The sequence below is a fragment of the Streptomyces sp. Ru72 genome (genome assembly GCF_002920635.1).
Classification (GTDB): domain Bacteria; phylum Actinomycetota; class Actinomycetes; order Streptomycetales; family Streptomycetaceae; genus Streptomyces.
In genome coordinates, this window is record NZ_PQSR01000006.1 from 1 (window position 1) to 13,839 (window position 13,839).

The 13,839-nt window shown below is 71.9% G+C and carries 8 protein-coding genes; 1 reads left to right on the forward strand and 7 read right to left on the reverse strand.

Annotated elements, in window-relative coordinates:
- On the reverse strand, window positions 1-601 hold a 601-nt coding region (locus tag C3488_RS04435; protein ID WP_146067832.1), incomplete at its 3' end, for a maltotransferase domain-containing protein.
- Between the two features lie 231 nt (window positions 602-832).
- Window positions 833-2,035 (reverse strand): S8 family peptidase, encoded by a 1,203-nt coding sequence (locus tag C3488_RS04440; RefSeq protein ID WP_103837974.1) that lies wholly within the window; start codon window positions 2,033-2,035, stop codon window positions 833-835.
- Between the two features lie 398 nt (window positions 2,036-2,433).
- Here C3488_RS04440 and C3488_RS04445 point away from each other — a divergent pair, with 398 nt between their 5' ends.
- Complete coding sequence (locus C3488_RS04445; RefSeq protein ID WP_103837975.1) at window positions 2,434-5,058, forward strand: glycosyltransferase family 1 protein; 2,625 nt, start codon at window positions 2,434-2,436, stop codon at window positions 5,056-5,058.
- 136 nt (window positions 5,059-5,194) lie between these two features.
- Here C3488_RS04445 and C3488_RS04450 read toward each other — a convergent pair whose 3' ends face one another.
- From C3488_RS04450 to C3488_RS04470, 5 genes are all read right to left on the reverse strand, one after another.
- Window positions 5,195-5,701, reverse strand: a complete 507-nt coding sequence (locus tag C3488_RS04450; RefSeq protein WP_103837976.1) for a DUF1990 family protein — start codon at window positions 5,699-5,701, stop codon at window positions 5,195-5,197.
- 62 nt (window positions 5,702-5,763) lie between these two features.
- Window positions 5,764-7,422: a M4 family metallopeptidase gene (locus C3488_RS04455; RefSeq protein ID WP_103837977.1), complete on the reverse strand. Its 1,659-nt coding sequence runs from the start codon at window positions 7,420-7,422 to the stop codon at window positions 5,764-5,766.
- A 242-nt stretch (window positions 7,423-7,664) separates the two neighbouring features.
- Window positions 7,665-9,704, reverse strand: a complete 2,040-nt coding sequence (locus C3488_RS04460; RefSeq protein WP_103837978.1) for a M4 family metallopeptidase — start codon at window positions 9,702-9,704, stop codon at window positions 7,665-7,667.
- Window positions 9,705-10,310: 606 nt separating this feature from the next.
- Window positions 10,311-12,071, reverse strand: coding sequence for an ABC transporter ATP-binding protein (locus C3488_RS04465; RefSeq protein ID WP_103837979.1), 1,761 nt, complete (start codon window positions 12,069-12,071; stop codon window positions 10,311-10,313).
- On the reverse strand, window positions 12,068-13,798 hold the full coding sequence (locus tag C3488_RS04470; RefSeq protein ID WP_103837980.1) for an ABC transporter ATP-binding protein: 1,731 nt from the start codon (window positions 13,796-13,798) through the stop codon (window positions 12,068-12,070). The genes C3488_RS04465 and C3488_RS04470 overlap by 4 nt, the downstream gene beginning before the upstream one ends.
- Window positions 13,799-13,839: the final 41 nt, after the last annotated feature.

Sequence of the window (13,839 nt, forward strand, 5' to 3'; positions counted from 1 at the left end):
AGGCGGCCGGGCGGCCGGTGTCGCGCAGGGCCGAGGCCGCGGCCAGCAGCACGTCCTGCCCGTCCTCCCCTTCGGGGACGCCGGTGGCCGCGCGCTCGTACAGCCGTGCGCCCTCCTCCAGGACGAGCTCGGTGTCCATTCCCGCCGGGATCTTGATCCCCGCGTGGTGGCGCCATGTGCTGACCGGATCGCTCCACGCCTCCACGGCGTAGGTCCAGCGGCCTTCGCTCGGCAGGGAGACGGTGGCGCCCCAGCGGTCGGTGCCGGGGGCCAGTTCACGCATCGGTGTCCAGGGTCCTCGGCGGCCTTCGGCGTCGGCGAGGACGACGTTCGCGGCGACGGCGTCGTGGCCCTCGCGGAAGACCGTCGCAGAGATCTCGAACTCCTCGCCGACCACCGCCTTGGCCGGGCGCCGGCCGCCGAGGACGACGGGGCGTACGTCGAGGACGGGGATGCGTCCGAGGGTCGGACCGGTGTCCGGCGCCGGGTCCGGCCCCGCGTCCGAGGCGGGAGTCCGCTGGGCGGGGGGACCCGCGTCGGTGTGTCGTGCGGGGATGGTGCCAGGTGCCGGGGGTGCCGGCGAGTGGTGCGTCGGGGGCATGACCGCTCCTGTCCGCGTCAACATGTCCGGGCGGATGGGGTGTCGGAAGGTGGGCCGGCGGTTACCGGATGAGCCTTCCCGCAGGACGGGTGGGCATTCCGGCACTTTGTTAACTACTCACGCGTATGTCTACGTTCAAGACCGGCCGCATTCAGTACAGCCAAGAGGACCGGCCCCGCCCGTGACAAGGGGCGAGGCCGGTCAGAGTACGCGTGTCCGGTTAACCGGCGGTCAAGGATTGTCGACCTGGAGCAGCTTGTTGGGCGACCCGATCCCCGCGCCCTTGATCTTTCCGGAGACCGCCCGACGTACGAGGGCCCGGCTCACCTGCGCCGGGGTGGCCTTGGGATGGCGGGCCAGATAGAGGGCGGCGGCGCCCGCGACGTGCGGTGCCGCCATCGACGTGCCGGAGAGCGTGGCGGTGCCGGTGTCGCTCGCGTTCGAGTCCGAGGTGATCGCCACGCCTGGGGCGAACAGGTCCAGGCTGGAACCCCAGTTGGAGAAGCTCGCCCGGGCGTCCTTCCGGTCGCTGGCGCCGACCGTGATGGCCTGATCGACCCGGGCCGGGGAGTACAGGCCGGCCGGGAGCCCGTCGTTGCCGGCGGCGACCGCGTAGGTGACGCCGGAGGCGATGGAGTTGCGCACGGCCGCGTCCAGCTGGGCGTTCGCGTAGCCGCCCAGGCTCAGGTTGGCCACCGCGGGCTTCCTCGCGTGCTTGGTCACCCAGTCGATGCCCGCGATGACCTGCGCGGTGGTACCGGAGCCGTTGTCGTCGAGGACGCGCACGGCGACGACCTCGGCCTGCTTGGCCACGCCGTACGTGGCGCCCGCGATGGTGCCGGCCACGTGCGTGCCGTGTCCGTTGCCGTCCTGGGCGGTCGCGTCGTTGTCGACGAAGTCCCAGCCGTAGCTCGCCCGGCCGCCGAAGTCCTTGTGCGAGATGCGGATGCCGGTGTCGATGACGTACGCCGTCACGCCCGCTCCCGCAGGTTCGGGCCAGGTGTAGCCCTTGTCGAGCGGCAGGTTCGGCTGGTCGATCCGGTCCAGTGCCCAGGACGGCGGGTTCTTCTGGTAGTGGTCGAGCGCCACCCGGGTGTCCTGGACGACCGAGGCCACGCGGGAGTCGGCCGCGAGACGCCGGGCCTGCCGCTCGTTGACGGTCACCGCGTAGCCGTTGAGCGCGCTGCCGTAGGTGTGGCTGATTCTCGCCCCGTACTTCTCGGCGATGCCCTTGCCGGCCGCCGACAGGGCCTGAGTTCCCCCCTTGAGTGTCACGATGTAGCTGCCGCTGACGGCGCCGGGAGCACCGGCGCCGAGTACGGTTCCTTCCGGGGCGGCCTGCGCGGGCTGTGCGACGGCCGCGAGCGCCGCGACCGTGGCGATGGTGGTCAGACCGCCGGCCCAGCGCAGACGCGCCTCTCTCATCCGTGCCATGACTCGAGTCCCCTCCCAACTCGATGCGGCCCGGCCGCAGTTCGCGACCGGTGCGCCGCCTGAAGCCTCTCGTGCGGGCGCGAAGCGCCACAAGGTCGCCTATGCGTGGGGAATCGGCCATATCGGATGATGGCGGATGTGTAAAAGTTGCGTTCTTTTTCGGTCGGCTCGGACCGAGGGTGACGGCGCTCGCATCACGGCCGGGTTCGGGCACGACCAGCCTGTCCGCCCTTCGAGGAGGAGGCCGTTCAGGTCGTTCGGGGGTCTTCGGGGATCTGGTGCGCGCTGAGGCCCGAAGCGGGTCGCCGCGTCCCGGGGTGCCTACAAACCCGGCGGCGAGGGGACCAGGCAGCGTACCGTCGAAGACGCTACGTACGTCCTCCGTGAAGGTGGAATTCGTGAAGGCCATCCGCAGGTTCACCGTACGTCCCGTCCTCCCCGAAGCCCTCCAGTCGCTGAGCGACCTGGCGCGCAATCTGCGCTGGTCGTGGCATGCGGAGACCCGAGACCTCTTCCAGTCCGTCGACCCCGAGCGGTGGGCCGCCTCGGGCGGCGACCCGGTGCGGCTGCTGGGGAGCGTGCCTCCCGCCCGGCTCGCCGAGCTGACCGAGGACCGCCGCTTCCTGCGCCGTCTCGCCGCGGCCGCCGACGATCTGCACGACTACGTCACCGGCGAGCGCTGGTACCAGTCCGAGGACCGGTCCTCCGGCCTGCCCGCCGCCATCGCCTACTTCTCGCCCGAGTTCGGCATCACGGCCGCGCTGCCCCAGTACTCGGGCGGGCTCGGCATCCTCGCCGGGGACCATCTGAAGGCGGCCAGCGACCTCGGCGTCCCGCTGATCGGCGTGGGCCTGCTGTACCGGCACGGCTACTTCCGGCAGACGCTCTCCCGCGACGGCTGGCAGCAGGAGCACTATCCGGTGCTCGACCCGAACGAGCTGCCGCTCACACCGCTGAGCGAGCTCGACGGCACCCCCGCCCAGGTCTGTCTCGGTCTGCCCGGAGGCCGCCGCCTGAAAGCCCGTGTCTGGCTCGCGCAGGTGGGCCGGGTGCCGCTGCTGATGCTCGACTCGGACGTGGAGGAGAACGACCTCGGCGAGCGGGGCGTCACCGACCGGCTGTACGGCGGCGGCAGCGAGCACCGGCTGCTCCAGGAGATGCTGCTCGGCATCGGCGGGGTGCGCGCCGTGCGCACGTACTGCCGGCTGACCGGGCACCCCGAGCCAGAGGTGTTCCACACCAACGAGGGGCACGCCGGCTTCCTCGGCCTGGAGCGGATCGCGGAACTGTGCGAGGGCGGGCTCGACTTCGACTCCGCCCTGGAAGCCGTGCGCGCCGGCACGGTCTTCACCACCCACACCCCCGTGCCGGCCGGCATCGACCGCTTCGACCGGGAGCTGGTGGCGCGCCACTTCGGCCCGGACGCCGAGCTGCCGGGCATCGACGTGGAACGGATTCTGCAGCTCGGCATGGAGACCTACCCGGGCGGCGAACCCAACCTCTTCAACATGGCCGTGATGGGCCTGCGCCTCGGCCAGCGCGCCAACGGGGTGTCCCTCCTCCACGGCAACGTCAGCCGGGAGATGTTCTCGGGCCTGTGGCCCGGCTTCGACGCCGACGAGGTGCCGATCACCTCCGTGACGAACGGGGTGCACGCGCCGACCTGGGTGGCACCGGAGGTGTTCCGGCTGGGCGCGCGGCAGATCGGTGCCGAGCGAACCGAGGACGCCATGACGGAGGGCGGACGCGAGCGCTGGGACGCGATCGCGGAGATCCCGGACCAGGACATCTGGGACCTGCGCAGGGTGCTGCGCGAGCAGCTGGTCCTCGAGGTCCGGCAGCGGCTGTACGCGTCCTGGCGGCAGCGTGGTGCCGGAACGGCGGAGCTGGGCTGGATCGACGGCGTCCTCGACCCGGACGTCCTGACGATCGGCTTCGCGCGCCGCGTTCCGTCGTACAAGCGTCTGACGCTGATGCTGCGCGACCCCGACCGCCTGATGGAACTGCTGCTGCACCCCGAACACCCGATCCAGATCGTGGTGGCCGGAAAGGCACACCCCGCCGACGACGGCGGAAAGCGCCTGATCCAGGAGCTGGTCCGGTTCGCGGACGATCCACGCGTACGCCACCGCATCGTGTTCCTCCCCGACTACGGCATGGCGATGGCGCAGAAGCTCTACCCCGGCTGCGACGTGTGGCTGAACAACCCGCTGCGCCCGCTGGAGGCGTGCGGGACGAGCGGGATGAAGGCGGCGCTCAACGGCTGCCTCAACCTGTCGGTGCTCGACGGCTGGTGGGACGAGTGGTTCCAGCCGGACTTCGGCTGGGCGATCCCCACCGCCGACGGTACGGGGACGGACGAGGACAGGCGCGACGACCTCGAGGCCGCGGCGCTGTACGAACTGCTGGAGCAGCGGGTGGCGCCGCGCTTCTACGAGCGGGGCCAGGGCGGGCTGCCGGACCGCTGGATCGAGATGGTCCGCCAGACCCTCATGCACCTGGGCCCCAAGGTGCTGGCGGGCCGGATGGTCCGGGAGTACGTGGAGCGCCTGTACACCCCGGCGGCCCACGCGCACCGGTCGATGACACCTCAGGCGGCGCGGGAGCTGGCGGGCTGGAAGGCGCGGGTGCGCTCCGCCTGGCCGTCGGTCACGGTCGACCACGTCGAGACGTCGGCCATGACTCAGACGGCGGAACTGGGCACCACGCTGGCGCTCCGCGTCCGGGTCGGCCTCGGCGAACTGGGGCCGGACGACGTGGAGGTGCAGGCGGTGGCGGGCCGCGTGGACATGGAGGACCGCCTGGAGGACGCGACGCCGGTACCGCTGAAACCGGCGGGCGGCCCGGACACGGAGGGCCGCTGGCTGTACGAGGGGCCCCTGTCCCTGGACCGCACGGGCCCGTTCGGGTACACGGTCCGCATCCTGCCGTCGCATCGGCTGCTGGCCTCCAGCGCGGAACTCGGGCTGGTGACGGTGCCGTCGGAGGAGAGGGTGGGGGCGGCGGGGGTGCTGATGCGGTAGGGGTCCACCGCAGCGCGAGGTCCGGCCGAGCAGCTGATCGAGCGGGCCCGTCGCGAGGGGGCGAATGGGGCCGGTGAGGGCGGGGCGGCTCGTGCGTCGAGGTCGCCGGCGGCTCCCCGGGACACGGCACCCCGGTTCAGCCGTCCGGCTCCGTGCACAGCCTCCGCAGCACCGCCCCGCACCGCCGTGCGTACGCGTGCTGGAACCCCCGCGCGGCCGGCCCGCCCGCCCTTGTGTACCACCTGGCGGGCCGGCTGAAGGCCGCGATCGTCAGCCAGACCGTGCCGTCGCCCGTGCGGTCCACCACGAAGGACTCCTCACCGCACTCCGGATGCCCCGGCAGCGTGCCGTACGCCCAGCCGGTGCGGCGGGGCTCCTCGAGCGTCCAGACCACGCGGCACGGGGCCTTGATCATGCCGGCCAGGGTGATGGTGACGTCCACCCCGGGGGCCGCCCTGTCCCCGGTGGTCGAGACGCCGACGCCCATCGCCCGGTGCAGCTCCCAGGTCAGGAGCGCCTCGGTGGCACGGCGGAAAACCTGTTCGCCCTCGCCGATGCGGGCGCGTACGTGCAGCGGGCGGAAGCCCTCGGGGCAGTGGCCGGGCTCGCGGGTGGCGCCGACATCCTCGTAGGTGAAGGACATGTGTCCCAGCCTAGGGCGGCCCCCGGCGTGACCTTCCCGCCGGGGGCCGCCGTGTCGGCGTGCTAGTTCACGTTGACCGCGGACCAGGCCGCCGCCACCGCGTTGTACTCGGTGCTGCCGGAGCCGTACAGGGCGGACGCCGCGTTCAGGGTCGCCGTGCGGGCGCCCTTGTAGTTCGTCGTCGACGTCATGTACGTCGTCAGCGCCTTGTACCAGATCTGGAGCGCCTTGGCGCGACCGATGCCGGTGACCGTGGAGCCGTTGTAGGTCGGCGAGTTGTAGCTGACGCCGTTGATCGTCTTGGCGCCGCTGCCCTCCGACAGGAGGTAGAAGAAGTGGTTGGCGACACCGGACGAGTAGTGCACGTCCTTGCTGCCGACGCTGGAGGACCAGTAGTCGGCGGAGCCGCCGTCCTTGCTGGGCTTGTCCATGTAGCGCAGCGGGGTGCCGTCGCCGTTGATGTCGATCTTCTCGCCGATGAGGTAGTCACCGGGGTCGGAGGCGTTGTTGGCGTAGAACTCCACGCCGGTGCCGAAGATGTCGCTGGTCGCCTCGTTCAGGCCGCCGGACTCGCCGCTGTAGTTCAGGCCGGCCGTGTTGGAGGTGACGCCGTGGCTCATCTCGTGGCCCGCCACGTCCAGCGAGGTCAGCGGGTGGGTGCTCCCGGAGCCGTCGCCGTAGGTCATGCAGAAGCAGCTGTCGTCCCAGAAGGCGTTGACGTAGGCGTTGCCGTAGTGGACGCGGGAGTAGGCCGCCTTGCCGTCGTTCTTGATGCCGCTGCGGCCGAAGGTGTTCTTGTAGAAGTCCCAGGTGACCTGGGCGCCGTAGGCGGCGTCCACGGCGGCCGTCTGGTCGGTGGAGGAACTGGAGGCCGCACCCGTGCCCCAGACGTTGTCCGCGTCGGTGAACAGGGTGCCGGTGCCGGACGTCCTGTGGGCCAGGTTGTAGGTCTTGTGCCCGCCCCGCGTGGTGTCGTACAGCTGGTACGTCGACCCCGACAGGCTGGTGGTCAGGCTGACGGTGCCGGAGTACAGGCTCTTGCCCGTGCCGGTCGCGTTCTCGATGCCCTGGTACTGGAAGAGCTTCTTGCCGGTCGCGGCGTCGGTGATGACGTGGAGCTGGTTCGGGGTGCCGTCGTCCTGGAGGCCGCCGACGATCGTCTCGTAGGCGAGGACGGGCTTGCCCGAGCCGGCCCAGATCACCTTGCGGGCGCCGTCCGCGGTGCTCTTGGCGGAGCCGAGCGTCCGGGCGGCGGACACCGCCGCCTTCTCCGCCTGGGCGGCGGCGATCTGCGGCTTGAGCGAGGCCACCTTGATGGCCGCGCCGTTCGCTCTGGTCACGCCCTCGGTCCTGCCGGACTTGGAGTGGACGACGAGGTCGCCGCCGAGGACCGGAAGGCCCGCGTAGGTACGCTCGTAGCGGGTGTGGACCGTGCCGTCGACGTCCTTGACGACGTCCTTGACGACCAGCTTCTCCTTCGTCCCGAGGCCTATCTGCCGGGCCGTCTCGGCGACGTTCTCCTCGGCCTTCGCGATGAGCGAGGTACGGGCCGCGGTGGTCAGGTAGGTCGGGGCGGCGGCGAGGGGCGCCTTGCCGGCGGAGGCGGCCTGGGTCTGGGCCGAGGCGTTCGCGGTCAGGCCCGTGGTGAGCAGGGCTCCGGCGGCGACGGCGGTGGCGATGGCCAGCGTGGTGCGCTGGTGACGCGCGTAGCGGGGAGTCACACAAGCTCCTTCTGTGGGGGATTCCGGTCGGCGTGGGGTTACCGGCCGGATCGGTTGTGAAGTTGCGGTGCATGTGCGGCAGCGGTGGAAGCGTGACATGCGGTCGCGTACATGTCAGGGCTTCGAAGTGATGTTGGCCGAAAGACGACTCGCAGGTGAACGTTGCGGGCAGGTGAACGGGTGCGTCCCCGAGGTGGCCCACCTCGGGGACGGTGCCCTGTCCGCGCTGCTCGGGGCGCGGTCTACGGGAAGGTCAGCTTCCAGCTGTTGAGGGTGCCGACGTCCTGGGCAGCCTGGTCCTGGACCTTCAACTTCCATGTGCCGTTGGCGGTTTCGGAGGAGGCGTTGACCGTGTAGGTCGCCTTGACGTTGTCCGCCGAGTCGGAGGAACTGAAGCTCTTCAGGCGGTAGGAGGTGCCCGAGGGGCCGACCAGATCGATCACGAGGTCGCCGCGCCAGGTGTGCGTGATGTCGACGGTCACCTGGAGGTTGCTTGGCGCGTTTCCGGTCCTGCCGGAGACGGTGATCGACGATGTGATGGCGGGTCCGTTGTCCGGTATGGAGACCGGGGTCGTGTTCTCGTACGACGTGCCCCCGCTGCCCCCGCCAGAGCGCGACCCGACCGCGACGGCCGCCCAGGCGTCCTGCACCGCCTTGTACTCGGCGCTGGAGGTGCCGTACAGCTCACCCGCCGCGGCGAGCGTGCCGGTGCGGGCGCCGGCGTAGTTGGTGGTCGAGGTGAACTTCGTGGTCAGCGCCCGGTACCAGATCTGCAGCGCCTTGTCCCGGCCGATGCCGGTGACCGGAAGACCGTCCGCCGTCGGCGAGTTGTAGCTCACGCCGTTGATCACCTTGGCGCCGCTGCCCTCCGACAGCAGGTAGAAGAAGTGGTTCGCCACGCCCGACGAGTAGTGCACGTCGAGGTTGCCGACCCCCGAGTACCAGCTGTCGGCGGAGCCGCCGTCCTTGCTGGGCTTGTCCATGTAGCGCAGCGGGGTGCCGTCGCCGTTGATGTCGATCTTCTCGCCGATGAGGTAGTCACCGGGGTCGGAGGCGTTGTTGGCGTAGAACTCCACGCCGGTGCCGAAGATGTCGCTGGTCGCCTCGTTCAGGCCGCCGGACTCGCCGCTGTAGTTCAGGCCGGCCGTGTTGGAGGTGACGCCGTGGCTCATCTCGTGGCCCGCCACGTCCAGCGAGGTCAGCGGGTCGGCGTTGCCGGAGCCGTCGCCGTAGGTCATGCAGAAGCAGCTGTCGTCCCAGAAGGCGTTGACGTAGGCGTTGCCGTAGTGGACGCGGGAGTAGGCCGCCTTGCCGTCGTTCTTGATGCCGCTGCGGCCGAAGGTGTTCTTGTAGAAGTCCCACGTGACCGCTGCGCCGTAGTGCGCGTCGGCGCCTGCGGTCGCGGCGTTGGACGTGGTGCCGTTGCCCCAGGTGTCGTTCGACTGTGAGAACAGCGTGCCGGTGCCGGAGGTGCCGCGGTTGAGGTTGTACGTCTTGTGCCCGCCGCGCGAGCCGTCGTTCAGCGTGTACGTCGACCCGGACTGCGTGGTGGTCAGGGTGACCTGGCCGCTGTACTGGGTGTTGCCGATGCCGGTCTCGACGCCCTGGTAGCGGTAGAGCTCCTTGCCGGTGGCCGCGTCGGTGATGACGTGGAGCTGGTTCGGGGTGCCGTCGTCCTGGAGGCCGCCGACGATCGTCTCGTAGGCGAGGACGGGCTTGCCCGAGCCGGCCCAGATCACCTTGCGGGGCGCCTGGTCCGCGCCGGTCCTGCTCGAGCCCGCCGCCCGGGCCGCGGACAACGCCTGCTTCTCCGCCTTCGCGGGGGCGATCGCGGGGGTCAGCGAGGCGACCTTGAGGGTGGCCTGCGTGGCCTTGACGACCTTCTGCGTCCTCCCCGACTTGCTCGTGTCGACGACCAGGTCGCCGCCGAGGACGGGAAGGCCGGCGTAGGTGCGCTCGTAGCGGGTGTGGAGCGTGCCGTCACCGTCCTTGACGACGTCCTTGACGACCAGCTTCTCCTGGGCGCCGAGGCCGATCTCCCTGGCGGTGTCCGCCTTCGCCGCGTCGGCGTCGCGGATCAGCTCGGCGCGCTGCGAGGGGGTGAGCTTCAGGGCCGCGTGGGCGGGGTCGAACTTCCCGGCGGCGGGGCCGGCCGGGGCGGCGCTCGCGGCGCCCGACTGGACGGCGGCGGCGAGCAGGGCCGAGACGCCGACGAGGGCGACGGCGGCGGCACGGCGGGAGGGGGTGTGGGAGGTGCGTCTGCGAGAGGAACTGCTTCTCAACACTGACTCCTTCTGCGTGGCCGCGGATCGCGCGGCCAGGGGAGACCGGACGGAGGGTGGGCCGTCCGGGCAGAACAGGGCGGAACGCGGAACCAGGTGCGGGTGCGCAGTGCGTGAGGGTGTCTCGGCCCGGCACAGCGGTCGAAGCTGTGGGGTTGCTGTGGAGGGGCCGTGGGAAGCGTGGCAGAGGGCGATGGAATTGTCAGGAGCGCATCAATAGGTTGGCTGGAAATCGTTCGTTGGCCGGGTGGTCATGTTCGGTATGCGGACTGTTCAACGAGCTGCCCGGGATCCGCACGGCCGTGACGGTCTTGTCCACGGTCGGCGTGCGGGCGATGTCATCGGTCCACCGCGAGTGTCTCGCCGACCTTCTCGGCGTCGAACACCCCGACTCCCGGCTACCGCCTGAATGTCGGACAATGGTGCGAATGGCGAAGGCGCAGCGAAGGGGGAGGCTCGCGTGCGGGACGGACGCACGGTGGGCCGGCCGGATGACTGACGCGAGCCCGGGATCTCCCCGCCTGATCGCAACGGTGGACACCCTGCGGACGGCGCTGGCGGAGAGCACGGACCTGTTCCGGTTCACGCTGGGCGGGGCGCCGGCACTCACCCTCGCCCGCGTTCACCCCCGTGCCACGTCCGCCACAACGCCGCGTACGCCCCCTGTGCCGTCACCAGGTCGTCGTGCGTGCCCAGTTCCGTCAGCAGGCCGTTCTCCATCACCGCCACCCGGTCCGCGTCGTGGGCCGTGTGGAGGCGGTGGGCGATCGCGATGACCGTGCGGCCCTTGAGTACCGCGGCCAGGGCGCGCTCTGTGTGGCGGGCCGTCGCCGGGTCCAGCAGGGCCGTGGCCTCGTCGAGGATCAGTGTGTGCGGGTCGGCCAGCACCACCCGGGCCAGCGCCAGTTGCTGGGCCTGTGAGCCGTCGGTGCGGCAACCGTCCGGCCCGAGCTCGGTGTCCAGGCCGTCCGGCAGCTCCCGCACCCAGTCGTCGGCGCCCACCGCGGCGAGCGCCGCCCACAGCTGCTCGTCCCTCGCGGACGGTTCGGCGACCCGCAGGTTGTCGCGGACCGTGCCGAGGAAGACATGGTGTTCCTGGGTGACGAGGACGACCTGGCGGCGCAGCCGCTCCGGCCCCAGGTCCGCGACCGGCACACCGCCCACCGTCACCGAGCCCTCGGTCGGCGCGTCGATGCCGGCCAGCAGCCGGCTCAGGGTGGTCTTGCCGGCGCCGGAGGGGCCGACCACCGCCAGCCGTTCACCCGGCCGCACGGTCAGGTCCACCCCACGCAGCACCTCGCCTCCGCGGTCGTAGGCGTAGCGCACCCCCGTCACGTCGATCCGGTCGTCGGCCGGGACGGCCGGCGTGCCCTCCGGGCCGGCCTGCGGGGCCCGGGCGAGCCCCTCCACCCGGGCGAAGGACGCGCCGCTGCTCTGCAACTGCTCGATGCGCATCAGGATCTCGTCCAGCGGTGAGCTGAACTGCTGCAGATACACCGCGGCGGCCACCACCGACCCCAGGCTCATCACCCCGTGCGCGTGCAGCACCCCGCCGGCCAGCAGCACCCCGGCCACCGGCAGGACATAGGAGACCTCCACCACCGGGAAGAACACGGACCGCAGGGACAGCGTGTACAGGCGCCGGCGCCGGGAGACGTCCAGCGCGTCCCGGCTCGTCGCGACCCGCCGCTCCTGCAACCGGAACGCCTCCACCGTGCGCGCCCCGGAGGCCGTCGCCGCCAGGATCTCCGCGACCTGGGAGTTCGCCTCGCCCTCGGCGAGGTAGCCGTCCCTGGCCCGGCGCAGATACCAGCGCAGCACGCACCAGATGGGCATCAGCGCGAACACGCCGATCGCGCCGAGCAGCGGGTCGAGCGCGAAGACCGCGCCCAGCAGGAACAACGCCTGCACGGTGTTGATGAGCAGCTCGGGGCCGGCGTCGCGCAACGTGGTGCCCACGGTCGCCACGTCGGCCGTGCCGCGCGCGGTCAGGTCCCCGGTGCCGGCCCGCTCCACCACGGACGCGGGCAGCGCGAGGACCCGGTCGACGAACTCCTCGCGCACGCGGGCCAGGGTCCGCTCCCCGAAGCGGTGCCCCACGTACCGGGCCCAGCGCGACAGCAGCAGCTGCGCCAGGGAGCACAGCAGGATGCCGAGCGCCAGGCGGTCCACCGCACCGACGCCGCCCCCGGACCTGACCTCGTCGACGATCCGCCCGAGCAGCCACGGACCGGCCAGCCCGGCTCCGGAAGCCGCCGCGTTCAGGGCCAGTACGGCGGCGAAGGCCCGCCCGTCGGCCCGCACCAGCCGCACGGCGGCCCGCCGCACGTCGACCGGTTCGGCCACGGGCAGCTGTCCCCGGCTCACGCCACGACCTCCTCGGCATCGGCGGTGTCGGTGTCCCGCGCCACCAGCGCCCGGTAGCCCGGCTCCGCCTCGAGCAGCCGCCGGTGGCTCCCGGTGGCCGCCACCTTGCCGTCGACCAGGTAGTGGACGGTGTCCGCGCGGTCCAGGACCAGCGGGGAGGTGGTGGTCACCACGGTCGTACGGCCCTCACGCGCCTCCCGCAGCCGCTCCGCGACCGTCGCCTCGGTGTGCGCGTCCAGCGCCGACGTGGGCTCGACGGCCAGCAGCACCTCCGGGTCGGCGAGCAGCGCCCGCACGAGCCGGACGCGCTGCCGCTGGCCGCCGGACAGGTTGCGTCCCTGCGCGTCGATCGCCGAGCCGAGCCCGTCCGGCAGGCCCTGCACGATGTCGTCGGCCACAGCGGCGTGCACCGCCCGCCCGATCGCCGTGTCGTCGACGTCCTCCGCCTCCCGGGCGCCCGCGACCAGCCCGCGCAGCGTCCCGGCGAACAGGTCGGCCTCGTTGTCGGCGACCAGGATCCGCTCCCGCACCTGTGACAGCGGGATGCCGTCCAGGCGCACCCCGCCCCAGGTCGCCTCCGACGGAACGTACCGGCCCAGGCGGTCGACGACCGCCGCGGTGTCCGCGGGCCGCGCCCCGGCCAGGGCGGTCAGCCGACCCGGCGGCACCCGCACCCCGGACTCCGGATCGTGCAGCACGGACGGCTCCGGGGGAGCGTCGCACGTGCCGTCGTCCGGCTCCGGTTCCAGCCGCAGCAGCCCTACGACGCGCCGGGCGGCCACCACGCCACGGCTGAGCTGGTAGCCGCACTCCAGGAAGAACGCCACCGGACGCACGATCACGGCGACATACCCGTACACCGCCACCAGCTCACCCACGCTGATGTCCCCCCGGGCGGCCTGACGCGCCGCGAGCCAGGTCACGACGGCGAGGAACAGCGTCGGCAGCCCGACCCCGAGCGCCTGCATCCAACTGGTCACCGACCCGACCCGGTACCCCTGCTCCCGCAGCCGCTGGGAGTCCCGGCGGAAGGCGTCCGCGAACAGCCCCTTGCCACCGAGGCCGTTGAGGACCCGCAGCCCGCCCGCGAGGTCGCCGATCCGGGCGGTCAGCACGCCCTGCCGCTCCCGGTACTCCGCCTCCGTGCCCTGCAACCGTCCCATGAGCGGTCCGACGATCAGGGCGATCACCGGGACGCCGAGCAGCACCACAGCGGCGAGCCGCACGGAGACCGACAGCAGCAGCCCGGCGACCACCAGGTACGCGACGACGGCGCCGACACCGGGGCCCACGACCGTCAGGGCGCCGGCGATCGTCTGCACGTCGCCCACGCCGATCGTGACCACCTCGCCGGCCCCGGCCCGCCGCGGCAGCGCGGCCCCCAGCCGGACCGCGTGCCCCACGACCACCTTCACGGTGCGGAAGTTGGCGTCCATCCGCACCCGGGTCATCACACGGTGCCGCATGATGCTCAGCCAGGCGTTGAACGCCCCGACCGCGAACAACGCCGTGGACCATCCGGCGAGAGCGCCCATGTCGCCCGGCCGAAGACCGTCGTCCACCGCGCGGGCCATCAGATACGGCGTCGCCGCCAGCAGCACCATCCAGACGCTGCCGAGCAGCGCCCCCGCGACGGACCGCCCCGGCTGCCGGGTCACCAGCCACCACAGATACCGCCAGCCGCCACGGCAGTCGGGCTCGCCGGGATCCTCGTAGGTGTCGATCATCCGTCCCCGTCTCCCCGTCTTCCCGTCTCGCCGTCTCGCCG